Origin of the sequence: Arsukibacterium sp. (assembly GCF_036735525.1) — a bacterium.
Classification (GTDB): Bacteria; Pseudomonadota; Gammaproteobacteria; order Enterobacterales; family Alteromonadaceae; genus Alishewanella.
Map to the genome: position 1 here is coordinate 20,431 of NZ_DAINOE010000011.1, position 25,592 is coordinate 46,022.

The 25,592-nt window shown below is 49.5% G+C and carries 23 protein-coding genes; 10 read left to right on the forward strand and 13 right to left on the reverse strand.

Annotated elements, in window-relative coordinates; all coding sequences use genetic code 11:
• Nucleotides 1-43 precede the first annotated feature (43 nt).
• From V7D78_RS03700 to V7D78_RS03710, 3 genes are all read right to left on the reverse strand, one after another.
• Nucleotides 44-472 carry an RDD family protein gene (locus tag V7D78_RS03700; protein WP_333607079.1) on the reverse strand — a complete coding sequence of 143 codons (429 nt, stop codon included), beginning with the start codon at nt 470-472 and terminating at the stop codon, nt 44-46.
• Nucleotides 473-673: 201 nt separating this feature from the next.
• Nucleotides 674-1,594: a PA2778 family cysteine peptidase gene (locus V7D78_RS03705; RefSeq protein ID WP_333607080.1), complete on the reverse strand. Its 921-nt coding sequence runs from the start codon at nt 1,592-1,594 to the stop codon at nt 674-676.
• Nucleotides 1,595-1,600: 6 nt separating this feature from the next.
• On the reverse strand, nt 1,601-1,978 hold the full coding sequence (locus V7D78_RS03710) for a PA2779 family protein (protein WP_333607081.1): 378 nt from the start codon (nt 1,976-1,978) through the stop codon (nt 1,601-1,603).
• A 376-nt stretch (nt 1,979-2,354) separates the two neighbouring features.
• Between V7D78_RS03710 and V7D78_RS03715 the strand changes: the two genes are divergently transcribed.
• The 7 genes from V7D78_RS03715 (at nt 2,355) to V7D78_RS03745 (ending at nt 8,525) form a co-directional block, all read left to right on the forward strand.
• Nucleotides 2,355-3,581: an adenosine deaminase family protein gene (locus V7D78_RS03715; protein ID WP_333607082.1), complete on the forward strand. Its 1,227-nt coding sequence runs from the start codon at nt 2,355-2,357 to the stop codon at nt 3,579-3,581.
• Nucleotides 3,582-3,846: 265 nt separating this feature from the next.
• Nucleotides 3,847-4,032 (forward strand): hypothetical protein, encoded by a 186-nt coding sequence (locus tag V7D78_RS03720; protein ID WP_333607083.1) that lies wholly within the window; start codon nt 3,847-3,849, stop codon nt 4,030-4,032.
• Between the two features lie 168 nt (nt 4,033-4,200).
• Nucleotides 4,201-5,619, forward strand: a complete 1,419-nt coding sequence (locus tag V7D78_RS03725) for a sensor histidine kinase (RefSeq protein ID WP_333607084.1) — start codon at nt 4,201-4,203, stop codon at nt 5,617-5,619.
• The gene (locus tag V7D78_RS03730) at nt 5,616-6,212 is read left to right on the forward strand and encodes a hypothetical protein (protein WP_333607085.1); all 597 of its coding nucleotides are present in this window, start codon (nt 5,616-5,618) and stop codon (nt 6,210-6,212) included. Before V7D78_RS03725 ends, V7D78_RS03730 begins: the two co-directional genes overlap by 4 nt.
• Complete coding sequence (locus tag V7D78_RS03735) at nt 6,199-7,542, forward strand: sigma 54-interacting transcriptional regulator (protein ID WP_333607086.1); 1,344 nt, start codon at nt 6,199-6,201, stop codon at nt 7,540-7,542. The genes V7D78_RS03730 and V7D78_RS03735 overlap by 14 nt, the downstream gene beginning before the upstream one ends.
• Nucleotides 7,543-7,621: 79 nt before the next feature.
• Nucleotides 7,622-7,960: a DUF2288 family protein gene (locus V7D78_RS03740; RefSeq protein WP_333607087.1), complete on the forward strand. Its 339-nt coding sequence runs from the start codon at nt 7,622-7,624 to the stop codon at nt 7,958-7,960.
• A 13-nt stretch (nt 7,961-7,973) separates the two neighbouring features.
• The gene (locus V7D78_RS03745) at nt 7,974-8,525 is read left to right on the forward strand and encodes an acyl-CoA thioesterase (RefSeq protein ID WP_333607088.1); all 552 of its coding nucleotides are present in this window, start codon (nt 7,974-7,976) and stop codon (nt 8,523-8,525) included.
• On the opposite strand, the gene V7D78_RS03750 is transcribed toward V7D78_RS03745, so the two are convergent.
• The 4 genes from V7D78_RS03750 to V7D78_RS03765 form a co-directional block, all read right to left on the reverse strand.
• Entirely contained in the window at nt 8,518-9,276 is a 759-nt protein-coding gene (locus V7D78_RS03750; protein ID WP_333607089.1) for a hypothetical protein, read from the reverse strand. The genes V7D78_RS03745 and V7D78_RS03750 overlap by 8 nt on opposite strands.
• Before the next feature lie 9 nt (nt 9,277-9,285).
• Nucleotides 9,286-10,764: an alkaline phosphatase D family protein gene (locus tag V7D78_RS03755; protein WP_333607090.1), complete on the reverse strand. Its 1,479-nt coding sequence runs from the start codon at nt 10,762-10,764 to the stop codon at nt 9,286-9,288.
• Between the two features lie 83 nt (nt 10,765-10,847).
• Nucleotides 10,848-12,566, reverse strand: coding sequence for a gamma-glutamyltransferase (gene ggt / locus V7D78_RS03760; RefSeq protein ID WP_333607091.1), 1,719 nt, complete (start codon nt 12,564-12,566; stop codon nt 10,848-10,850).
• Nucleotides 12,567-12,699: 133 nt separating this feature from the next.
• Nucleotides 12,700-13,089, reverse strand: coding sequence for an acyl-CoA thioesterase (locus V7D78_RS03765; protein ID WP_333607092.1), 390 nt, complete (start codon nt 13,087-13,089; stop codon nt 12,700-12,702).
• 15 nt (nt 13,090-13,104) lie between these two features.
• On the opposite strand from V7D78_RS03765, the gene V7D78_RS03770 reads away from it, so the two are divergent.
• Complete coding sequence (locus tag V7D78_RS03770; RefSeq protein ID WP_333607093.1) at nt 13,105-13,806, forward strand: 2OG-Fe(II) oxygenase; 702 nt, start codon at nt 13,105-13,107, stop codon at nt 13,804-13,806.
• A gap of 101 nt (nt 13,807-13,907) precedes the next feature.
• On the forward strand, nt 13,908-15,998 hold the full coding sequence (locus V7D78_RS03775; RefSeq protein WP_333607094.1) for a TonB-dependent receptor family protein: 2,091 nt from the start codon (nt 13,908-13,910) through the stop codon (nt 15,996-15,998).
• A gap of 34 nt (nt 15,999-16,032) precedes the next feature.
• Here the strand turns inward: V7D78_RS03775 and V7D78_RS03780 are convergent, their stop codons facing one another.
• The 5 genes from V7D78_RS03780 to cysM all read right to left on the reverse strand — a co-directional run bounded on the left by V7D78_RS03780 (nt 16,033) and on the right by cysM (nt 22,007).
• Nucleotides 16,033-16,491, reverse strand: coding sequence for a GNAT family N-acetyltransferase (locus V7D78_RS03780; RefSeq protein WP_333607095.1), 459 nt, complete (start codon nt 16,489-16,491; stop codon nt 16,033-16,035).
• Between the two features lie 66 nt (nt 16,492-16,557).
• On the reverse strand, nt 16,558-19,500 hold the full coding sequence (locus V7D78_RS03785; RefSeq protein WP_333607096.1) for a diguanylate cyclase domain-containing protein: 2,943 nt from the start codon (nt 19,498-19,500) through the stop codon (nt 16,558-16,560).
• 111 nt (nt 19,501-19,611) lie between these two features.
• Nucleotides 19,612-20,502, reverse strand: a complete 891-nt coding sequence (locus tag V7D78_RS03790) for a hypothetical protein (protein WP_333607097.1) — start codon at nt 20,500-20,502, stop codon at nt 19,612-19,614.
• 10 nt (nt 20,503-20,512) lie between these two features.
• Entirely contained in the window at nt 20,513-21,034 is a 522-nt protein-coding gene (locus V7D78_RS03795; RefSeq protein ID WP_333607098.1) for a DUF4442 domain-containing protein, read from the reverse strand.
• Nucleotides 21,035-21,122: 88 nt separating this feature from the next.
• A complete protein-coding gene (cysM, locus tag V7D78_RS03800) occupies nt 21,123-22,007 on the reverse strand; it encodes a cysteine synthase CysM (RefSeq protein WP_333607099.1) in 885 nt (294 codons plus the stop codon).
• A 182-nt stretch (nt 22,008-22,189) separates the two neighbouring features.
• Here cysM and V7D78_RS03805 point away from each other — a divergent pair, with 182 nt between their 5' ends.
• Nucleotides 22,190-25,096, forward strand: coding sequence for an ATP-binding protein (locus V7D78_RS03805; RefSeq protein WP_333607100.1), 2,907 nt, complete (start codon nt 22,190-22,192; stop codon nt 25,094-25,096).
• Nucleotides 25,097-25,134: 38 nt separating this feature from the next.
• On the opposite strand, the gene V7D78_RS03810 is transcribed toward V7D78_RS03805, so the two are convergent.
• Nucleotides 25,135-25,592: RNA methyltransferase (locus V7D78_RS03810; RefSeq protein WP_333607101.1), on the reverse strand; the 458-nt coding region annotated here is incomplete at its 5' end.

Sequence of the window (25,592 nt, forward strand, 5' to 3'; positions counted from 1 at the left end):
CAGCCGCAGTCTGTGCAGCTGCAAAAAGAGCCAGTGTGCTGTGCTACTGAGCCGTTTCTCTGATCACGACTGTGCCGGCGAGCTTGTCATGCCAACCTTGCTTTTTCTTGTCAAACCCCACCCAGATCAGACCCAGCAGCAAAGGCAAACTTGAGACGTAATACCCCAGATAACGGCCAATTAAGCGGCCAACAGGTACCGCTTGACCAGTATTAGCGTCTACCACTTTAAGGCCCAGCGCCATTTTACCCGGTGTTGCAGACTTATAAATCCAGAACAGAATAATGGCGACTGCCGGTAAAATGTAGTTCAGCAGCAAATCCCAAAATCCGTGAAACATTTTTTCGTTGGCCCAATACTCACTGCCGTAAATGAGTGTAAGCAGTGGCAAAATAATAATTAACAGCAATACAGTGTCGATTATTGACGCGGCCACTCTGATCCAGAACCCGGCGTATTTTACATTTTCCATATTCACTTCCCGATATTTTTAATGGTTATTCGGCAAAAAAGCGGTTAATAAGCAGTCTGCTTAGTGTCCATGTTAATGCCGTGTTGAACATTACGCTGCTTCAAACGCCATTGCAACATCTTATAGGGACAACAGGGAGCTATTGGTCTGGCAGTGCACAGAGCTGTTGCTCTCATCTTGCTGCGCTGCCTCGATTTGTCGCTAACTGCTAAGTAACTTCTCATCTTCAGGTGCCAGCCTTAGTGCCGAGGCCATTAACTCTGCTGCTTTAGAATGACAACTCAGGCCACTTAATAGCATTGCGTAGTTGTTCAGGTAAGGCACTTGCTGGCGGGCAACAGCCAGGCCTTGCTCAAACCAGTGCGCTGCCATTAAAGGCTGGCTGGAAAAGTAGTGATTACCCAATAAAAAATAAGGCCGCCAGTACTCAGGCCATTGCCGGGTGGCGGTGATAAGTGCCGTCACCCCCGCCTCTGCCTGCTGGGTGTTAATTAAATCCTGACAGGCCTTGGTATATATAAAAGCGTCAAGGTGTTCACTGCTTTTATCCGGCGGTAGCATAGCCAGCAGCCAGTAATTGCCGCGCTGCCAGGTGCGCTCGAAGGTGGAAAAATTCAAGCGGTGCGCTTCGGTTACCCCGGTATGTAAGATCACTTCCTTTGCTGCAAGGTCATAACCTACTACCACGGCGTAATGCCACTGCGGCAGCCAGTTGATTGAATTATTTTGCAGCACTATCACCGGGATGTTATCGGCCACCAGGCTTAATAACTGGCTCATAGTGCCACGTTGTTCGTACGCCACTAACCCCAGTTGTCGGGTGGCGGCGGTCATTTCAATTTGTAGCGTCCCTTCCAGGCCGGGAATAAAGGTGGCAGGGGCTATATCGTCGGGGCTGGCTTGCAGGCCATAAAAACCGGCCACTTCTGATAAGGTCGTCGGGCCGCAGAAAAACGCCTGCTGCGGATAAAAGGGTACCTGCGCAATCTGGTGCGCCCGGGCTATTTCAGGTGGTGTGGCCAGCAAGGCTTTGGTTTGAGGCGGTGTCTGACAAGCGGTAAGCGCAAACAGCAGACAAACCAACAAACCGGCCAACAGGCCGGAATGCTGAAATGAGCGCATCAAGAATTAACTGATGGGACGAATAAAAGGATAAACGTCAGTAATGCCCATCAGGTCGAGCACTGCGACAACTACCAGCACAGTTACTATGGTGCCAACGATACCACCGGCCGGCATGTCATTGAGCTGGTTATTTAACGCATCTAACTCAGCCGTGGTCATGTTAGCGATACGTAGCCTGGCATCTGCAGGGCTGACACCCAGCTCCATTAGCTTGCTTTGTACTTGTGCACTATCGACGAAAGACAACACCTGCTGTTGCGTGTACTGGTGTTGTTGCTGTGCTATCACTTGATCTGAAGTGTAAATGCCTGCGGTTGCCTGACCCATACCGAAGAGTAATATTGCAGTTGCAACACTGGCTGTTAAATATTTATTCATCATGAGTGGATCCTTGAAAGTAATGTTTGAGGGGCAAAGTTGTGTTGAAAAAAAGACTTACAACACTGGCGGGTAGAAAGCTGATGCTTTTGAGAGTAGACGATTACCAAGCCCTTTGCAACAAAGCAAGACCGTAGCCACTGGGGCATTAGCAGAAAAAAGCCGCCACACGGGCGGCAAAAGTATCATGTAAATACCTTGGTGAGGTATGTAAGCACTACCAGGTGCAGCGCTTGGGGTAACAGTGTAAAGCGCCTGAGCGTTATGCAAAGTATTTTTGTGTACACTTTTGTAGCAATAGCTAACTGACGGTGGCGACATGCTTTATTGGCATAACTGAGATACACTTTACTCAGTTTAACACTGCTCTGGAGTGCCGATGCCCCATTATTCTGCCGCCTTTATTCATGATATGCCCAAATCTGACTTACACCTGCATTTAGATGGCAGTTTACGGCTGGATAGCCTGATAGCCATGGCCAGGCGCAACAAAACCCCGTTGCCGTCGCAAAGTGTTGCGGGTTTGCAGGAATTAGTGTTTAAAAGCCAGTATCAGAACTTAGGCGAATACCTGCATTGTTTTCAGTATACCTGTGCGGTGCTACGCGATATGGAAAACCTGCAGCAGGCGGCTTATGAGCTGGCGCTGGATAACCAGGTTGAGGGGGTTAACTATATAGAAGTCAGGTTTGCGCCTCAGCTGTTGATGGATTTAGCTGCTGGTATCGACTTTGACCGGGTAATGCATGCGGTGAACAACGGCCTGAAACAGGCGATGCAGCAATATAATCAAACTGCAGCAGTGCTTAGTGGTGAAAAACCCCCTTTTTATTACGGCATTATTAATTGCGCGATGCGGATGTTTGGCGATAAAGGCTTTTCGCCTTATTACACCAACCTGTTTCAGCTAATGCGCGATTTTGCCCCTATGGATGTCATTAAGCTGGCTGCTATGGAGTTGGTACGAGCCAGTGTACGGCTGCGTGATGAAGAGGGCATGCCAATAGTTGGTTTGGATTTGGCCGGGCAGGAGTCAGGCTATCCGGCCAGTAAATTTAAAGAAGTATACGAATTTGCCCACCAGCACTTTTTATTAAAAACGGTGCACGCCGGCGAAGCCTATGGTGCCGAAAGCGTGTTTGAGGCCATTACCGAATGTTATGCCGACCGCATTGGCCATGGTTATTCGATGTTTATCCCTGAGATGATTAGCTCACCGGCAATCGTAGATAAGGCGCGTTATATCCGCGATCTGGCGTCTTATATTGCCGACAAGCGCATTGCCATCGAGGTGTGTTTAACCAGTAACCTGCAAACCAACCCAGCGCTTACCGATATAAAACAACATAAATTTAAGGAGATGCTGGCTAATCGCATGGCAACGGTTATTTGTACCGATAACCGGCTGGTATCTAATACCACGGTCAGCAAAGAGTATCAGCTGGCGCTGGACAACTTTGATGTGCCATTAAAGCGCTTAAAAGACATGGTGGCTTACGGCTTTAAAAAGAGTTTTTTCCCCGGCAGCTATGTAGAAAAACGCCAATATGCCAAACAATGTCTGGATTATTTTGATCGGGTAGCGCAGCGCTATGGATTTATTTAATAAAATCATAGCTTTGCACAGTGTGTCGCAAAAGGCATACAGTGCAACATATTGATATATAAAGATTAGTTCAAACCGCTTAAATAGCTGTCTTCAATTAGCGACAGCTAACACCTTACAACCTCACTATCACTTTGCTTTTTTGTTTAAGTTAATGAATTTTATAGATAAAATAAACATGGCACGCTAGTTGAATGACCTTAAGTAATAGATGTTCTGGCCTGTACCTGCAGCCTGTGCTGCTAAGCCTCAACGGAGTATTACTATGGATATGTTTTTAAGTGTGATTGTACTGTTTATGGTGGCGAATCTGGCGATCGTTGTCAGCATGTTACGCCGGGTAGATTTGAATAACGACAGCGTACTGGCCTGGGAACAGGCGCAGCAGCATGCAGTTGAGCCGCATGCTGTTACTGTCTCTACTACCAGTTCAATGCAGTTATCTTCTTAACACACTTATCCAGCGCCGTTGCCATGCAGCCGCGCATCTTGTCAAAGCCATCCCATGAGTTCAGTAGCAAGCTGACTCTTTTGTAGCCGGTGCAAGCCGGCTTTTTTTATGCCGGTTTTGCGTAAATCAGGGTATGCTAAGACCAGGTTACGGCTATCGACAGTTGTTATGCAATTTTCCATTCAAACCGCGTCATTAAGACAGCTAGTTATTCTCAGTTTTATTCTGGCCCTGATCCCGGTGGCCATGTTGCTGTGGCAAAGCTATCAGGCACTGTCCAAAGTGAGCCAGTATGCCATTACCGAAGCGCAAACCGCGGTGAACAGCGTGCAGCAAGCCGAAAACATGCGAAACCTGATTGTTGATATTGAGCGGGCGGTGCGCCAGTATTCTGTGGTGCGCACTGATGCCCTGCAACGGCTGGCAAATAGCCATCTGGAGCAGCAGCAGCGCACGTTGCGCCAGGTGTGTATCGAATTGCCGACACTGCAACATTGCCAGGCACAGCAACAGGATTTGGCCCAGCTTTCTGCTGGATTTACGGAACTGGACAGCGCCTCACTGGAGCCTTTACTACAACGTATACGCCAGCAACAACAGCAGATTTCACAGCATATCTCGAAATTATTAGAGCAACGGCTGGCTACGCAGCAGCAATTTGTCGCATCGAATCAGCAGCAACTGGCCTGGCAAACGGTATTGCTGGTGGTGCTTACTTTAGTGCTGGTGCTATGGGCATCGGGGCGCATTGCCGCACCGGTGCGCAAACTGGATCAGATGATCCGCGCTATTGGCGCACCTCAGCATCAGTTTCCTGATGAAAAGCTCCGCGGCCCGCGTGAGCTGACCGAGCTGGGTGAGCAACTTCGTTGGCTCAGTGCCCGCTTACAAAAACTGGAAGCTCTGCGGCTGGTATTATTACGGCACGCCTCACATGAGTTAAAAACGCCCCTCTCCAGCATTCGCGAAGGTTGTGCACTGTTAAGTGAGCAATTAGTCGGGCCGTTAAATGCCAAACAGCAGGAAGTGGTAAGCTTACTTAATGGCAGTGCTGATAGGTTAAGTGTGTTGACTGAGCAGTTGCTGGATTATAATCGGCTGTTACAGCAGGCCGAGCCAGATTTAAAGCAGTTGTTACCACAGGCGTTGATTAAGCAATGCATTAATGAACATGCGCTGTCGCTACAGCAGCGGCAGCAAGACGTGCGGCTTAACTGCCAGCTTACTGCACTGGTGACCGATGAAACCCTGTTCCGGCGTATTTTGGATAACCTGATCAACAATGCCCAGGCCTATGGCGCCGAAGGCAGCCCGGTGTGGATTAACCTGTACCGTAAAGAGCAAAATATTATGCTGGATGTAGCCAATAACGGTACAACCATCCCCACTGCGCTGCGGCATAAATTATTTGAACCCTTTATGCGCGGTTCTACCCCAAGATTTGATGCAGTGCAAGGCTCAGGGCTGGGGTTGTCAATAGTGGCAGATTGCGCCAGATTACTGGGCGGCCACGCCGATATCGTAGACGTAGTGTTTGCCGATGTCTGTATCCGGGTGGTATTGCCCGAATTAGAGGAAAAAAAATGAAAAAGCAGCTGATCGTGTTAATAAGCATGCTGAGTATTAGTGGCTGCCAGCTGTTGCAAAGCAGTGCTCCTGTCACGGTGGAGCCGGTGATCAACGAGCAGGTGGCAGAAGTCGAAGTAGAAATAGTTGAGCCAGAGCCGGCAAGCCTGGCGCTAACAGATGACGCTGCAACGCTGCAAGCCTGGGTGCAATACCGGGCATTGTTACTGACAGAGCGGCGCAGCGAGGGCGAAACCTTGCTGGCAATGGATGAGCCCGATCCGGTAGCCCGGCTGCAGCGCATGATGTGGCAATTACACCCTGATACACCTTATTTAACCCGGTTACGGATGCAAATGCAGTTGCCGGAGCAACTAAACAGCTTGCCAGCCAATCTGGCTGCGTTACTCAGTTGGGATTTAGCCTTTAATCAAAAGTTACTGGAAGCCGAATCGGCGGTCAGTGCATTAACCCGGCTTAATGCTCAGCAACATGATGCCATTGAGCGACTGCAAAAAAGTAACCGCGAGCTGCAAAAAAAGATTGATGCACTCACGCAAATTGAAGCCCAGTTAAATAAAAGTGTGCAAGAGGACAATAATGGCCAAGGCTAAATTATTGCTGGTCGATGATGACCCAAGCTTACTTCGCTTACTCACCTTGCGCCTTGAAGGCGAGGGTTATCAGGTATTCAGTGCCGGGAGTGCCGAAGCCGCGCTGACTTTGCTCAGCAAACAAAGTGTCGACGTGGTGCTAAGCGATTTACGGATGCCGGGCTTGGATGGTATGAGCCTGTTTGACGAAATCGCTAAGCGTTATCAGGGCTTACCTGTAGTGCTGATGACCGCGCACGGTTCAATTCCGGAAGCCGTTGCGGCCACGCAGCGCGGGGTCTTTGGTTTTCTCACCAAGCCACTGAATAACGCAGAGCTGCGCGACATTTTAAAACAGGCAGTGCACCAGTCTCTGCCGGAACAATCCGGCTGGCGCGAGGCCATTATTAGTCGTAGCCCCTTAATGGCGGAAGTGCTGGAACAGGCCTACAGGGTTGCACAGCGCGATGTCAGTGTATTAATCAGTGGTGCCAGTGGTACCGGTAAGGAATTATTAGCTCAGGCCATTCATCAGGCCAGCCCGCGGGCTAAAAAGCCTTTTGTTGCCATTAATTGCGGCGCCTTACCCGAGCATTTACTGGAGTCAGAATTATTTGGTCATAGCAAGGGCGCTTTTACCGGGGCGGTGACTGAACATAATGGCTTATTTAAAGCAGCCGATGGCGGCACCCTGTTTTTAGATGAAATTGGCGATATGCCATTAGCACTGCAGGTAAAGTTGCTACGGGTATTGCAGGAGCGGCAAATCCGCCCGGTGGGCAGCAGTAAAACCATGGCTATTAACGTGCGGGTGTTATCGGCTACCCATCGCGATTTACAACAGGCGATGGCCGAGGGCAGTTTTCGGGAAGATTTATATTACCGGCTCAATGTGGTCAATCTGGTGCTGCCCAGCCTGGAACAACGCCCAGAAGATATTCCGTTGCTGGCCCGCCATGTACTCATGCAAAGCGCCGAGCGGCATCAGGTGAAGGTTACCCGTTTTTCGGATGATGCTTTGCAGTTGCTGGCCACGGCGAAATGGCCGGGTAATGTGCGACAGTTAGTGAATGTGGTAGAGCAATGTGTAGCACTGACGCAAAGTCCGGTGATTAGCGCAGCGCTGATCGAACAGGCGCTGGCACAAAACAGCAGTTTTTGGCCGACCCTAACCGAAGCGCGCGACCAATTTGAGCGGCAATATCTGATAAGAGTACTGCAGATGACCGAGGGTAATGTCAGCCGGGCCGCCGAGCTGGCAGGGCGCAACCGCACGGATATGTACAAATTATTGAAAAAGCACGAGTTGACCGCGGCTGAAGTGGCCGGGCAAGATGAAACACTGGAGTAAGCTGATGAGCTGTTTTATCATGCGCCGTTACGCACAGCCTGATTTTTAAACCAGCCGAACTTTTTAGCGGAGCCTTGTAATGACTGCGGTAACCCCACCCGATGCCCACCTGATTATTGATGAACATGATCCGGCGTTAATCGAAGCAAAAATTATCAGTGAAACGGCTAAAATAAGCTGGTTAGACTTACAAAAATTTTATGCTGCAGGCTCAGTGCTTAAGGTCGCGGCACAAGCCGATTTAGTTAAGGTGGCACTGGCACTGCAGCAAGATGATACCGCGAAAATTAGCCGCTGGCTGGCCAGTGCAGAGATAGGTCAACCCAGTGTCGAGCAGGCACAGCAATGGTATCAACAGCAAACGCAACTGTGGGCAGTGGTTATTGCGCCCTGGGTGTTAGTGCAACAGCGCGATTAAAGCCGGAGGACCTATGGCAACAGAATACAAAACCGTCGCCAGTTCGCAAATTACCTTATCGCAGCTGATGCTGCCGTCGCACTCTAATTTCAGTGGTAAAATTCATGGCGGCTACTTGTTGTCTTTGATGGATCAAATTGCTTTTGCCTGCGGTTCAAAATTCAGTGGTAAATATTGTGTTACTGCCTCAGTGGATAAGGTCGATTTTTTAAATCCGATAGAAGTGGGCGAGTTGGTTACTTTGCAGGCATCGGTCAATTATGTGGGCACCAGCTCTATGTTGGTAGGCATCAGGGTTGATGCGCAAAATATTCAAACTGGTCAGCTAAAGCATTGTAATTCTTCCTATTTTACTATGATAGCCAAAGATGCCAGCGGTGACACTGTCAAGGTGCCACGGCTTATTTTATCCAGCCGCGAAGAAGTGATGCGCTATTTAAAAGCCGCTAACCGGGTGGTCATGCGCCAACAGCAACCGGCGAATATCGAACCCTTTGCCGGTGACTGGCAGCAGGCGCTGCGCTATTTAACCGAGCAACACGACTGCCAGCTGGCGCTTAGCTGATGTCATAGCCATGGCCTAAAACATAACGCGCCTTGGGTAAACTGGCCCCGGGTTGCTGCGTTTGGCTGTAAAAATGTTGCCAGTGCTTAATACCACTCCAAAACGCTTCTGGCGCTGCCAAATCAGTATTTACGCCGGGCGTTAAATCAAAGCAGACACTGGAAAACAGCAGTTGGATCATTTGCGCTGAGGGCAAGGGTAGCTGCTGTAACAGCGGGTTACTGCTGTTGTCGGTACCCCAGCAAAACCCCAGCCAGGGCAATAACAAGGCCAGCGCATCCACTGCGGCTCTGTTATGTTGAAACTGCTGCAATGCGCTGATGGTGTCTTGCTCGGCGACTGGGATGGCCAGCAATGCCAGGTTGGGCATGCTATCGGCATCAGGCAATTTACTCAAGGTGCTTTGCACTACGCCGTTGCGCAGCGGGGCAAAGCTGGCGGTGGCGGGCTGCAAAAGCGGAATATGATAAAAGCTGTGCAGGCTGTTTTTTTTGGTTTGCAGTAACAGGCAATCTGACCAATATGACGGTAGCATATCGGCTCTGAAATGCGACTGGGCCACCCGCAACCGGAATGACGCCACATCAGTACTGCCGGTAAGTAACACAAAACTCCATGCGCTTAAGTCGCTGAGTTTAAAGTCGGCCAGCGCCCGGTTAACCCAGGCGGCATTGCGCTCTTTAGCGTTGCGGTCAAAGGCTTTGATATCCCCTTTTTTACTGCGGTTACTGGATAAGGTTTGCTTAATCATAATGGCTTCTCACTGGGCTGAGTGTAATTTATAAGGACCATAGCTATCGCTGTGTTGCTGCCGGATACGGGCATCGGCATCGGTGCAGACATACTGCACGCTAAACTCCAGCATGCCGGGACATTGCTGAAACTGCAGCATGGCAACGTGGTCACCTTTTTGCCGGTGTTTAATGTCGAAGGTTAAATCGGCCAGTTTAAAATCGGAGGGTACTGCAGCCGCTTCCGGGTGGCGGGGAAAGGGCTGGCGTTTAAACAGATTACGCAAGCTACTTAGCTGATCGGCGCCAATGGTGGCCACTAAGCGTGACGGCGAGGCTATCACCTCATAAAACAGTACCTTGCCTTGAGTATTCTTGCCCTCGACGATACGGCCCCAATGCACATCGCCGGTAAGATAAATCACCGGTATCTGGGCCCGGATCAAGGTTTCAACCGCGGATTTTAGCAGAGTAAAATCGTCAAAGTTGGGCAGTTCCATATCGGCCACTTTACTTTTCAGCCAGCCATTTTTACTCATTAACAGTGCCTGACCCGAGCTTAACACGCCAATACAAGGCTGACCGGCCTGTTGTGCTGCCAGTAAATCATTTTGCCACTGCGACAGCGCCGTGCGGCAAGCCGGGCTAAGCATATTTTTGCTGCTGCGCTCGGTGCGGCTATCGAGCAATAATATCGATAGCGGTGCAATATCCAGCCGTTGCCAACCACGTTGCATATCGGGGGTGGCTTGATATTGCTGAAATAAGGTGCCGGCCAGTTGCTGCCAATTGCGCCTGTCAGCGGCTTTGTGGGTATTGAGCAGTTGCGCCTGAAACAACGGGTAATTATTCCAGAACTCATGATCATCAGGCAGGCTTACCACCGGCGCCATTTGTAACAGTTGGCCAAGGCTAGGCTGGGCGCTATGGCTAAACCAGCTTTGTAAATACTTATGGCCGAAGCGCTGTGCTAACGCCTGGCGTGCTTTAGGCAGGTTTTCCAGTGAGGGTAAATCCAGATACACCTGATCACCGGCGAGCAGGGTTAAGTCTGGTTGCAGCTTTTGCTGGGCAATAATCTGGCTTAGCGCTGAGGCTTTGTCGTTGGGCTGATAATAACAAGAGGCCAAGAGCAGCCGAAATGGGCTATCAGGTTTACTGGGCAAAGCGCGCGGCAGTGGTTTATGGCGCAAGGTGGTGCTAAGTATGGTGCTGCTATGCAGATTGGCCGCATCCGGCGCGCCGGCGCTGACAGTTAATGGCAGCGCAGGGGTGTCTGCTGCCGTCTGCGGCCAGTCAACGCTATATAAAGCGCGATGATTCAGCGGCCGCTGCTGCGCATCCAACACTTGATCCCCCATAGGACTGAACGGGCTGTGTAGCGTTGCAGTAACCGGCTGTTGATAAATACGAAAACTGATGGGTGGCGGCGTGGCCGTGCCATAAATGCCTACCCAAATCAGGCAGGCATGCTGGCTATCGGCCAGGCTATAAGCAAAAAGTTGCACCGGCAGCGGCTCTTAGTCAGTTGAACGATGCCCTTGAGTATAGTTAAAAGCCGCTAGTCTGCCAGTGAGGTCAAACAGTTCGGTTAATAACCAGCAGCCTGGCCATCCTTGCGCGATTCTGACGCGCCAATCCAGGTGCCGTTTTCATGGTCTTTCATAATGGCCTGATAACCCCCATAGCCACCTAAGCCATAACGCACGTTGTGGCCCATCTTCATCAGCTCGCGCACAGTCTGGTAAGGTACACCGCGCTCTACTTCAATATAACCGCCGTTAGTCAGATACATGTCCTGGCCATCAGTTGGCTCAGTGCTGCCTAAATGCTGCCAGCGTGCGGCATCACCGGCTTCTTGCAGGTTCATGCCGTAATCGACCATATTGACCAGAATTTGCACATGGCCTTGCGGCTGCATAGCGCCGCCCATCACACCATAGCTGATCAGCGGTTTGCCCTCTTTAGTGACAAATGCCGGAATAATAGTGTTAAAAGGCCGCTTGCCCGGCTCATAGACATTGGCGTGGTTTTTATCCATAGAAAACATCTGGCCGCGATCCTGAAACACAAAACCCAGCCCGGGCACCACGACGCCCGAGCCCATGCCGCGGTAATTACTTTGGATCAGTGACACCATATTGCCGTCTTTATCTGCGGTGGTCATATAAATAGTATCGCCTTCATACAGATGCGGGTTACCGGCATCTACCCGCTGCGCTGCCCGCTCGCCAATCAGTTTGGCGCGTTCAGCACCATATTCGGCAGAAATTAATCCGGCAATCGGCTGATGACCAAAATCACTGTCGGCATAAAATTTAGCGCGATCTTCAAACGCCAGTTTTTTCGCTTCTACCAGGGTATGAATGCTCTGCGCACTGTTAAAGCCCATGGCAGCTAAATCGAAATTTTTCAGAATTTGCAGCATTTGCAAGGCGGCAATACCCTGGCCATTAGGCGGTAATTCCCAGAGGGTATAGCCTTTATACTCTACTCCTACCGGCTCTACCCAGGTTGAGCGATGGTTCGCAAAGTCGGCAAAGCGTAAGTAGCCGCCTTGCTCGCGCATAAAGCGGTCAATTTGTACCGTTAATTCACCGCGGTAAAAGGCATCGCGGCCATCTTTTGCCAGTGCTTTTAAGGTATTGGCCAGCGCCGGGTTTTTAAATATTTCGCCTTTGCGTGGTACCCGGCCATCCAGAGTAAAGGTACCCACAAAGTCACCCGGTTGTGGGCTTAGCAGCGGCACAGAGCGGTTCCAGTAATAGGCAATCAGCTCGGTGACCGGAAAGCCTTTTTCGGCATAATTAATGGTCGGCTGCAAAATAGTGGCCATCGGCAGCTGGCCAAATTTGCCATGCAGTTCAAACCAGGCATCCACGGTGCCGGGTACACTAATGGGTAACATGCCATGCGGCGGCAAATCGTGGCGGCCCAGTTTCTCCAGCTCGTGCGCCAGCATGTCATAGCTTAGGCTCAGCGGTGAGCGGCCAGAGCCATTAATACCATGCAGTTTCTGGCTCTTGGCATCCCAGACAATGGCGTATAAATCGCCACCAATACCATTACCGGTCGGTTCCATCAGGCCCAGCGCGGCATTGGCCGCAATAGCGGCATCAATGGCATTACCCCCTTGTTTCATGATATCCAGCGCAATTTGGGTCGCCAGCGGGTGGCTGGTTGCGGCCATCGCTTCGGTGGCAATCACTTCAGAGCGGCTGGCAAAGTCGGCGCCGGTAATGCGGTCAAACGCCATTGCACTGCTACACAGCAGGCCCAGACTACAACAGAAAAAGGATAAAGATTTCATAAAAAGCTCATAAGGCAAAGTGTGGCTAAAAACTAACCCAGTCTGCTACGGATTACCATTGCTAACTAGACCAGTGGGGCGTTGTTGGCGTTAAAAGGGTGGGCCTGCCAATCTTGCTGGCGGCTTTGTTTAACTAAATAGCATGCTGCTGCAGGGCCGCGCGAATGTCGGGGCTGAGCGCTTTGGTGGTTTGGCTTTGATAGTCAAACTGCACCATCACTGCGGTGCCTGATACGCATTTAATGCCGTTTTGCCAGGCTTCCTGATAGACATCAAAAGAGCTACCACCTAAGCGGCTGATCTGGGTAAGGATTTCAACGTTTTCGCCGTACTGGGTCTGCGCATGAAACTCCAATGTCACCTTAGCAATAATCAGTGGCCATTGTGTTACATTTAAATCTGGGGTAAAAATCCTGAACACGGGCGTGCGACACGCCTCAAACCACACCGCAAATACGGTGTTATTAATGTGACCCAGCGCGTCTGTCTCTGAAAAGCGCGGCTCAATAACTTGTGTAAACATAACCTGGACAACCTGATGACGGATTTTATAGAGGTATACGATAATGCGTTAAGCCCGGCCTTTTGCCAAGCGCTGATCGCCCAGTTTGACCAAAGCCCGCATACTCAGCCTGGTCGCACCGGTGCTGGCGTGGATACCAGCAAAAAAATCAGTACCGATTTATATTTAAATGAACATGCCGACTACCAGGCGGCGTTGCAGCAGATTATTGAGGTGACCAGCCATTATGCGGCCGAGTACTTTAAAAAGTACCACTTTGCTTTGATTGCGCCTGTGGGCATTACTATTCCACACCCGCATAGTGGCCAGCCCCTCCCTATTACCCATGATAATTACGCGGAATTTGGTGCCCCCAAGGCCGCCGATTTTATGCGCACCTTATACCGCTTAGGGCCTATTCAGGCGCAAAAATATCAGGCGGGTAAGGGCAATTACAATTACTGGCATTGCGAAGTCTACCCACAGTTACCACAAAACGAACCGCTGCACCGCACCTTGTTATTTATGTTCTATTTAAATGACGTGGCTGAGGGCGGCCAAACCGAATTTTATTATCAAAATAAAGCCATCACGCCGAAAACCGGCCGCATGGTCATCGCCCCGGCTTATTTTACCCACACCCACCGCGGCTGTACGCCGGTCAGCAATGATAAATATATCTTAACCAGCTGGATTTTATTTAACCGTGCCGAGCAGTTGTACGGGGCAAGCCAATAAAAAATACTCAAATCTAAATGAGAATAGTTGCTATTAGTATTATTGCCTGCTAAGCTGCCGGCCATTATCTACTGATAACTATTCTCATTTAGGAGTTGTGTATGTCGTGCTCTGTTGTCTTTCGGCCCAGCTTACTGGCCAGAGCTGTTACCCTTGCTTTAATGCCTTTTACCTTACTAGCCGAGCAGACCGCTGCGGCGCCAGAGTCTGCTGCCAAGGCAGAGGCGTTAATGCCGAACATAGAAGTGATCCGGGTCAACGGCCAGCAACTCAGCCATGCCTATGATGAAACCGGTACTGTGGTGTTAATTAACCAAGCGCAGATTGAGCAAATTCAGCCGTTGTCGATAGAAGATGTGCTGCGCCGGGTGCCGGGCATTAATATTAAAGGTGAAGAAGAAACCTCGATAGTGGCTAACTTTGGCCTGCGTGGTTTGTCTGCCAGTGAGTCAAAATCTTTAGTATTAGAAGATGGTGTGCCGGTTGCGCCAGGTTTGTTTATTGGTAATGACCGCTACTTCAGCCCGCGTATCCAACGGATGCAAGGCATTGAAATTTTAAAAGGTTCAGCGTCGTTGCGCTATGGCCCTTCTACCATAGGTGGTGTGGTTAACTTTAAAACCAAAACACCGGATGACGGCGTGCAACTGTCTGGCCGGCTGGGTTCGTTTAATCTGCAGGAAGTGAATCTGGAAGCCGGTGGCCGCAATACCTCAGGAGATGCCTTTGCCGGCGTAGTGGTAACCCATGCAAAAAGCGATGGCTTTATGGATAAAGGTTATGAAATGACCGATATCATGGTCAAAGCCGGCACGGCCATTGGCGCTAACCAAAAGGTGGGTGTGAAGTTGTCGTTTCATGAGAATGACGCCAATATCTCTTACCGCGGCCTGCTGTTAAACGATTATCTGGCAGGTGAGCGCTACAACCCGGCACCTGATGATTGGTATCTGACCGACAGAGTGGCTTTTGATGTTAATCATCAATGGCAGTTGAGTGACACCACGTCACTGAAGACCGTGGTGTACTGGAGTGATGTCACCCGGGATTACTGGCGCTATGGCGTCAATACTGCCGCTTCAAATGCTGCCGGGCGTTGGGTCTATACCGATGCATTGACTGGCAATAACCGCAGTTTTGAGCGTTATGGTATAGAAAGCCGCTTAAGTGTCAGCCAGTCGCTGTTTGGGCTGGACGCCACCAGCGAATTTGGTGTACGCCTGATGCGTGAGCAGTCAGACGATCAGCAAATTGCCACTACCCGCGCCGCCGATCGTACTGGCATTAATCAGCGCCATATTAACGACTCGGCCGACAGCGTGGCAGGCTATGTGCAAAGCCGGCTACAGGTCACCGAACAATTCGCGGTAACCCCTGGCCTGCGGGTAGAGAGTTATCAGCAACAGCGGATTATTCTTAGCAATGAGGGCGACTCTGCCACGACCAGCAATGCCGAATGGTTACCTGGTGTTGGTGTGACTTATGAGTTGAGCGACGCCGCTCAGTTATATGGTGGTGTGTACCTGGCGTTTTCACCAGCCAGTAATGGCGTTGCCCTGGATGGACTAGTGGATCAGCAATTAGATGGCGAACGCGCTACCAACTATGAGCTGGGGTTGCGTGGCACCGCAGGCGCAGTTAACTATGAAATTGCTGCTTTTCATATGGATTTCAGCAATCAGGTGGTGACAGGAAACAGTGATCCTAACCTGTCGCAATCTAATGCCGGTAAAACCAGTCACAGCGGTATGGAGCTGGCCGTCGCTTACCCGTTAGTTGCCGGCTTTAGCATTGACAGTAATCTGACCTGGATCCCGACCTCTGAATTTCAAACCGGTGTGAATAAGGGGAATCGTTTACCTTATGCACCTAAATTGCTGGCTAATCTGGCGCTTAATTATCAGGCAGAACAACTCAGTGCCGCCTTAAGCATGCATCACCGTGGTGAGCAGTTTGGTACGCCAAATAATGTAGAGGCGATACCTACGGGGGCGGCTGGTGGGATCTGGGGCGGCTTATTGCCAGCCTATACCGTGTTTGATATCACCGCTCAGTATAAAGTGAGTGAGCCCTTTACTTTGTTTGCCTCAGTGAAAAATCTGGCCGACAAACAGTATATTGCCAGCTTACGCCAGGGCATTTACGTTGGCCCTGAGCGCACCTTTGAAGCAGGATTCCGTTATCGCTTTTAAGCATGAAAGTAATGGGCTGTGCCACTTCGCTGCGTCAGGAAGTGGCCGCCAGGATCATTTTCAGGTGCGGAATATCATCTTCGAGGTAGGGTTCACTGGCCGGGTTGAAGCCACAATCCTGATAAAATTGTTGCAGGTAGCATTGTGCAGAAATATGGATATCCGTCGCTGGCCACAGTTGCTGACATACCTGCAGCGTTTTATCTACCAGAACCCGACCAAGGCCAAGGCGACGTGCTGTTTGCGATACACAGACCCGGCCAATACCGGGGAAACCCTCAAAGCTGACATTGGGCGCCAGTACCCTGGCATAGGCAATCACCTTATCGCCTTTTTTTAGAATAATATGGCGAGTGAGCGGATGTAAGTCTTTATCGTCCAGCTCGGGGTAGGGGCAATGTTGTTCAACCACAAATACATCTACCCGTAGTTGTAACAAAGAATACAGTGTCAGGGTGTCTAGTTCGGCAAAGGTTTGAACTTGCCATTGCATAGTCTGGTTTCCTGTTAATCAAGCGCATTCGCACTATAGCAGAGCCAGTACCGGCTTCGCCAGCCCTTAACTATGCTGCTTTTTACCCGCTTGTAGCGCAGTGTCTTGATAATAACACCAGGCATGGTGTTGTTGTTTGCTCAGATACATCGCCTGATCGGCTTGTTGCAGTAGCTCTTCGGCAGTGACCGGGTTGGTACGGTTAAACACACTGATGCCGATACTGCAACTCAGCTGCAGCGGCGTTGGCAGACCCAGCTGATAAGGCTGGCTCAGACTTTGGCTGATACGCTCTACAGTGGTATTCAGTTCTGACTGCTGTTGGATGTGAGATAAAATCACCACAAACTCATCGCCTGCCAGTCTGGCAGCAAAATCGGTATTACGAATGGCCTGTTGTAAGCGTGTGGCGACCTGTATCAGTAACTTATCACCGATATCGTGTCCACAGCTATCATTAAGCTGCTTAAAGTGGTTTAAGTCAAAAAACATTAATGCCAGTTGTTGCTGTTGGCTGCGGCATTGCAGCAGTCGCTGTTTTAATTCGGCATTAAAATAACGACGATTTGGCAACTGAGTCAGGCTATCGTGGTTGGCCACTTGTTTTAAAGCACTAAAGCGCCAGATTAACCACCAAAGTAATAACAAAATTAGAACTGCACTGAGGATGGCATACAACCATTTAGCTAAGGAACTAAAATACCATGGTGCGCTAAGAGTCAGTTGAATATCCGTACTGTGCGGGTTCCACACGCCTTCAGCGTTGGTCGAGCGTACTTTTAGCTGGTAGCTACCATAGGGCAGCCGACTCAGGCTGAGTTGGTTACTTAACATCGGCTGCCAATCGTTCAATAAAGGGGTTAATTGATACTGATAATGAATGCGCTCCGGGTTTAAATACTCCAGCGCTGAAAACTGAAACGCATAATAGCTGGCATCAGAGGGTATAATTAGCTGATTATCGTGCACCACCACCCGGTCGGTCATGATTTGGGCGGAAGTTAAATGCACCTTGGGGAATTCATGCTGCTGTGGTAGTGCTCTGGCATCAAAGAAAATAATACCCTGATTGCCGCCAAAGGCCAGTATAGAACCAGTCTGACGCAAGGTGGCATTGGCATGAAATTCCATATCTAACCAATGCAAATGCCGGGATAAGCGCCGAATGCTCAGTGTGTCGGGGTCAAGCTGGCTTAGTGTTTTCATACCCGTGACCCATACCTGGCCTGCCGTGTCGAGCGCTAGTGAGCGTAACTGATTCTCAGCTAAACCATCGCGCTGTGTCAGTTGCTGAACTAAATGCCACTCAGTACTGTGTTGCTGCAATATCAGCAAGCCATTATCCTGGGTGGTTGCCCATATTTGCTCGCCCACTGCCAGTAAGCTGGTGACGTGCAGTGCCTGCGCGGCCAGCTTTGGCAGCCAAAGCGTCAGGGGCAGCAACTGATCATCGGCTAATTGAAACAGGCCATTGTCCGTGGCAAGCAAATAACCTTGCTGCACTGGCAGCATATCGGTAATGTACTCAACACCATCAAGCTGTTTATGCTGAACATATTGTTGGCTGCTCAGATCGTAAACGGCAAAATAGCTGTCATAGTAACCTATTAACAATTGTTGTTGATGTTGCCGCAGGCTATAAGCAGGCGTCGGCAGATTCGTTTGCTGCCGGGGCGGTGCCGGCCATCTGCGCACCGCGGCAGTGTCGGTATTAAAGGCCAGTAAGCCTTCATTGGTCGCCAGCAGCAGCTCATCATCCAGTGGTTGCATACTCCAGATCACCGTGCGCGGCAGCAGACCGGCGTGTTCACTGCTGTGATATACCTGCAGCTGATGGCGGCTTAGATCAAACTTATTTAAGCCATTTTCACTGCCAAACCATAGCTGATCACCATGCTGCGCCATAGACCAGACGTGCTTATCACTGATTTGCTGGTATTCACCCAGGTGCCGTATGGCTTGATCAGCCAGATTGGTTACCGCCAGCCCGTTAGTGGTGGCCATCCATAACTGTTGTTGTTTATCTACTAGCAACTGGCTGATGTTATTATGTGGCAGGCTATATTGAATTTGCGCATGGTGCTGGTAATGCTGCAGGCTGCCATCGATTAGAGATAAGCGGCTGATACCATCAAAGAAGTAGCCCAACCATAATTGCTGATCATGTTGCACCAGACTCCATATGCTGTTGCCGGACAGTTGATCACGCCGCAACCATTGTTGTAGTACCTGCTGCTGAGCTGGATCGAACAGCAGCAGGCCATCACGATCCGTGGCGATATAAAAATGCTTATCGACGATAATGGCATCAAAGATCCGTTGTTGGCGAACTTCTATATCCGCAGTACCCTTAAGGGGTACGTGGGTAAGTTGCGGTGTAACGTCGGCTAAGTCCAGTACAAACAAGCCCTGTTTAGTACCTAGCCACAATTGGCCGGCAAAACCAAGCATCACTTTAACTTCAAGCTCAGCACCATAGTGCACTGCCTTAACACCATGAGGACTATTATCATCAGCTGTCAGCTGAAACAAACCTTTATCAGTCCCGGCCCACAAGCCCAGTAGCGGGTGCTGAAACAAGCTTAAGATAGTGGGCGCCTGCGCGGCTAAAGGGATATGTTGGAACTGCTGGCGGTAATCATCAAATAAAAATAGGCCACGGGCTGTACCAACCCATAAGCGTTGCTGTTGATCTTCGACTAAGCTCAGCACGTCATTGCTAATCAGGCCCGTTTCTGTGCTGATATGCATATTGTTAAAACGCTGGCCGTCAAAGCGGCTAAGGCCACCCTTACTGCCCAGCCAGATAAAGCCATCCTGCCGTTGCAGTATAGTGTTGATATAAGCGGATGGCAGGCCATCGCGAACGGAAAACCGGCGCAGGTGTAATTCACTGTCGGCCAGCTGCAGGCTGTCGGCAAGCACATTGAACATCAATAAACTGCTAAGCAATAGTGCCAGACTTATTTTCATTGCTGTTGAATGCCAGGGTAAGTGTTGTTTCACCATAGCAAACACAGCGCGGATATTCAAAGATATCAGTGTGATTACCTAATATAAAATGATAGGGTTAATTTGTTGTTTTTAAAATAAAACAACAGATTAACTTGTTGCCGTGACTTAGAGCGCAGCGGCGTGCGTACCGGTGCTCAGCTTAAGCGGTCGGCGCCATAAGTAGCGCCCAAACTGCCACAATAGGTAAAGGGACAGCAGTGGAAATAATAGCGTTTGCAGCGTATACACCACAATCAGCTGTACAAAGCGTTCTACCATATTATCGGAAAACAGCTTAACTGCACTGATAATATCGCTGGTTTTACCGCTGGTTTGGCGTACCCAATTCAGCAGACCGCTGCCGTCAGTGTCTGTTTGCTGCTCAACATTGGCTAATTGTGCTGTAACCAGATTCAGCTCAGTTTGAGCGGCAATCCGCTGCGGCGTCAGTAATTGCTGTGATAGCAAATCAGTACTGTAGGCTAACAAGGGAATGCCAAGTCGCACCAGCAACAAAATCCAGAGACTGTTTCGGCAAATCAGCAAGGCTTTGCTGCGCCAGTAGTGTGGTCCCAGTAGCCAGCATAAACCAGCAGCAATGCTAACAAAGCCAAAAATCTGCAAGGCGAGTATTTTGCCAAACTCCAGCAAAATCAGCTGAATACCAACAGAGGTCATGGCCAGTACCATTAAATCGGCATACCGTACCGCCATATCCTGTAATGGCTTGAGTAACTGGCCGGGCTTAACACTGGCTACACCCACACCCACTTCAGCTTCAGACATAAAGGCGACACCGCGGTCGATTAACCGTGCCGTAGCAAAGGAACTACTGGCCAGTAGCAGGCTGCGTTTCAGTGCCTGTTCGGCCCGCTGATCTAAAGGTGCAAGTGCAGGATTAAACAACTGCTGTTGCACCAGACCGCTGTATAGCCCCAGCCCCATAGCCAGTAACAGCACTATGCTCAACAGTCGGCGGCGCCAATCCTGGTAAAAAGTGCGATGCTCCAGCGTCATAAGGCTCCTGTCAGCGTTTTTTCGGGATCCAGGCCCAGGTCATCTCGGCGTTAACCGGCGCTATTGCCGCGCTATCGGTAATGGTCACTGCTACAGTTACCTCACCCTTATCATCGTTATGCATGGCGGCAATTTGGGCGTCGGTCAGCGTGGCTACAGCCATTAAATCACCAGTGGAGCGTTTAATATAGTCAATTTTCATTTGCTTCAGAAGCGGCAGCTTGCTGTCGGGCAAGTGGATACCGACTAAAAAGCCGGTGGCCGACTCGGCCAATAAACCGGTGGCGGCAGCATGCACGGAGCCGATATGGTTCTGCGCCTTTTTACGGTTTTTAAGCCTTAATACCGAGCGCGCGCCTTTTAACTCCAGTACTTCTACCCCGGCAGTTCCGGCAAATTTAATTACCCTGCCAAATACAGTGCTCAGGGCAAAGGCTTGTAATGCCTGTGGCAGTTTATAGCACCGAGTGACAATACGCTGTAATTTGTTCGGTTTAGTTTGAATGTGCAGAGGATAGTTGCTTTGATTCATAGTGGTCTGACCTGGTTAGGGGTTAGACCACTATGCCAAGCGCCGCAGACAATAGCAAGTGGCCTAAAGTGTGATTAACCAATGCCTGCTAAAAAATATTTGAGGACAAATAACGATCGCCACGGTCACAAATAATGGCCACTATTACCGCATTGTCATGTTGCTCGGCCAGTTTTATTGCAGCGTGCAGTGAACCACCAGAGCTGACACCGGCAAAGATGCCTTCTTCACGCGCCAAACGGCGCATGGCGTTTAGCGCATCGTCTTGGCTGATATCCATAATCTGATCAACCCGGGTTTTATCAAAAAAGCCAGGCAGGTAAGCTTCAGGCCAGCGGCGAATGCCCGGAATGCTGGTGCCTTCTGCCGGTTGCAGGCCAATGATTTGAATGGCGGGGTTTTGCTGTTTTAAATAACGTGACACGCCCATTATGGTGCCGGTAGTGCCCATACTGCTAACAAAATGCGTCACCTGCTGCTGGCTTTGCTGCCAAATTTCTGGCCCGGTACTGGCATAATGCGCTGCCGGGTTGTCAGGGTTATTAAACTGATCCAGCACTATGCCTTTACCCTCGGCTTGCATTTGCAGTGCTAAATCGCGGGCGCCCTCCATGCCTTGCTCTTTGGTCACTAAAATCAGCTCAGCGCCATAGGCGCGCATCGAACTTTTGCGCTCTTCGGTGGCGTTATCTGGCATTATAAGCGTCATCGCATAGCCTTTAATCGCCGCTGCCATGGCCAGCGCTATGCCGGTATTGCCACTGGTCGCTTCAATAATGCGATCGCCGGGTTTGATATCGCCACGCAGTTCGGCTTGTACAATCATATTCAGCGCCGGGCGGTCTTTAACCGAGCCTGCCGGGTTATCCCCCTCCAGCTTTAGCAATACGATACTGTTTGTATGGGCTGCCATCCGCTGCAATTTTACCAGCCGGGTATTGCCAACCGCATGCTCAATAGTGAGAAATGTCATGATAAACCGCCAGAGTAATTACTTCAAAGTGGCGCCTAGTTTAGCCCAAAGCAGCTGGCTTGTTAATTGTTAAGCGTTAGCTTAATAAACAAGCTATATTAGCAAGCCAGTCTATGTAATGGGTTAATGTCATATTTAACATGCTGAGATCTGGTTCAGTTTTATGTGACAGGGGAGGTGTGATGTTAATAGTCAATCATCAGCGGCGCGGCATGCCATTAAAGCTTTTTTTTACCGCTCCCCTGTTAGCGCTGTTTATTTTTATAGCAGGCTCAATTGGCTTTATTGCCTACCTGAGCAGTCAACATGCTGCGGCTCAATTCAGTCAGAAACTGGCTTTTCAAATTACCCAGCGTACCAACGAGCAAATCGCTCTGTTAGTGAGTGAACCCAAAACGATTATCCAAAATGCGGTACATGCCTTCCAACATGGTATGGTGGATCGGGATACAGAAACTGACATCGTTAAATATTTGCTGATGCAAATGCATTATTCGCCATACTTAACCTTCGTTTCTTTAGGGCGGAACAATGGCCAGTATGTCGCGGTTAACCGGGACCATAAATCCGGTGAGCTATCCTTACTGAGCTCTTTGAACAACTCTGACCTTATCAGAAGCCGATATCATATCCAGCCAAATGGTGAACCCGGCGATGTCCTGGAACAATTGGATAGGTATGATGCCAGCGAACGCCCCTGGTTTACGCATGCCAAGATGACAGGAGTCATCAATTGGTATCCTGTTTATCAATATGCATTGGCTGAAGGCTTTGGTGTAGGCTTGTCGGCGCCATTATATGACGATAAAGGTCAATTAGAGGCAGTCATAGCAGTTGATTTTAGCTTGTCTCTTATAAGCTATTATTTGCAATCATTACAATTAGATACAGGTGCCACAGTATTTGTTATTGGTCCGGAGGGCAATATTGTGGTGGCATCAAAAGCCGAATCAGATGATGCCTCTGATGATATGAATACGCTTATCCAGGCATCTCAGAGTAATAACCCGCTGATACAGGCATCTGCTACTGAGTTAGCTCATTTTTCAGCTAATGGCATGCATCGTTTTGAACATAATGGCCAGTTCTATTCACTTAATGTCACTGAGTACAGTGACCAAGCTGGGTTAAGTTTTAAAACGGTGGTGTTACTACCCCAGCGAGAGTTGTTGAGTTTTTTAAATCAGTATTTATACAATGCATTGTGGATGATGCTGTTGGCGGTAGCCTTAGGCGCAATGCTTACGTTGCTGCTCAGCCGGCGTCTGGTTAAACCGATAGAAGCGTTACATCGCAGTGCTGATCAGCTTGCTATAGGCAATCAAGTTCCAGAAAAATTGCCTGAATCCGAAATATTTGAACTCAATGGTCTCGTTCAATCCTTTGAATTGATGGCAGCCAAGATTGCTGCGTCTTTTTCGCAACTTCAGTTTAAAGCCGAGCAAGATGCAGCCAGCTTGTATCGTTTATCTATGGATGCACTGGAACACCAGCAACGAACCGAACGTCAGCGAAGTGCATTAGCACAACTGGTATTAGATGATGCTGTCGCCAAAGGGGATGAACAAGCATTTTCGCGCAGCCTGACACAGATCACGGCCAATGCTATCCAATGCCAACGAGTCAGTGTTTGGTTACTGTCTGCTGCTGGGAATGAAATGCGCTGTATCGCACTGTACCAAGAACAGCTTTTGCCATTGCAGGATTATGTCCGGTTAAAACGAGACGACTATCCAGATTATTTTGCTGCCATCACTCAACATGGCTGGATTTGTGCTAACGATGCACTGACCAATAGTGCTACCCGTGAATTTGCAGATCATTATCTGAAACCACAGGGTATAGGAGCCATGCTGGACGCTGGTATTTTGATTGCCGGTGAGGTAGCCGGAGTGGTTTGCCTGGAGCATGTTGGTGCTGTCCGTGAGTGGCAACCTGATGAAGAAGCTTTTGTAGGTGCTGTAGCGGCAGTATTGGCTCAGGTGATTTCGATTGGTCAGCAACAGCTAGCCGAGCAGATGAGTAAAGAGCACGCAGAGCATACAGAAACCATATTAAATAGTGTGGTTGATGGCATTATTACTATGGACAGCGAAGGGGTCATCATCAGCCTGAATCCTGCTGCATTAAAATTGTTTGGTGGAGCAGCGCTTGACTATATTGGCCGCCATGCCAGTACCTTGCTAAGTGCTATTCTTTCAGCGACTGATCATCAGATAACTCAATGTTTTCCATCAGCTAGTCACCAGCCTGTTTTGGGGGTGTTAACTGAAATTGAAGCTGTTCGCGCTGATGGCAGTGACATGGCTATTGCGTTAGCACTGTCTGCGGTAACGCGGCAAGAACAGCTGGTATATATTGCCACCGTGCGGGATATTTCCGAGCATAAACGCCTGGCCCGTTTGAAAAACGAGTTTGTCTCGACGGTCAGCCATGAATTACGCACACCACTGACGTCGATTACCGGTGCCATAGGGTTGGTTAAAAGTGGTAAGTTAGGTGAATTATCAGAAAAAGCCAGCCACCTGATGACGGTAGCTTATAAAAATTGTCAAAACTTAACTTTGCTGGTGAATGATTTATTGGATTTTGAAAAAATCTCTGCGGGTAAGATGACCTATGAAATGCAAAATGAGTCTGTCTTGCCATTACTGCAGAAAGCGATTGAAGTTAATAAGATGATGGCAGCGCAAAAGGAAATTCAACTCAATTTACAGTTTCCAAATCAAGATTGCCTCATTTTTGTCGATGCTCACAGGCTAATGCAGGTATTGTCAAATTTTCTCAGTAATGCGATTAAATTCTCACCGCAAGGCTCCAGTGTAGTGCTGTGCTTAAGTATTGATGGGCAGCAAGCCCGTATTGCTGTAATCGATAAGGGGCCGGGAATTGCAGCAAACTTTTATGACAAAATTTTTCAACGGTTCTCTCAGGCTGATGCTTCAGATTCCAGGGCCATTGGTGGAACCGGTTTGGGGTTGGCGATATCAAAAGAGCTGGTTAATGCTATGCATGGGGATATCGGCTTTGAATCGGTGGAGGGCAATGGTGCCGAGTTTTATTGCTGTTTCCCGCTGATAAAAGCATAGTGCTAGCGATAAAGCCAAACATGTCTGTCTGGCGCATACTATTTTTCAGTTGTTTTTGCACCACAGCTAAGTCTGAGCAAGTTATCGCAAATCACCGCAGCAGCGATGCCGACATTCAGTGACTCAGCGTTACCAAAGGCGGGAATAGTGATTTTGCGGCTGACATACTGGCCCAGTTCAGCACTGATGCCATTGGCTTCGTTACCTAGCACAATAAAGCCACCGGCCTTGTTTAGGCTAAGCTGATGCACATTGTCGCCACCTAAATAAGCGCCATATACCGGCTGGTTGCTGCGGCTTAGTACGTCGACCAATGGCAGATAATGCAGTTGCACCCGCAAAAATGAGCCCTTAGCAGCGGCGATTACTTTGGGGTTAAAACAGTCGGCGGTGTCGGGCGAGCACAAAATATGCTCAATGCCATACCAGTCGGCGATGCGGATAATGGTGCCGAGGTTACCCGGATCATTAATGTTATCCAGCACTAAGGTCCAGC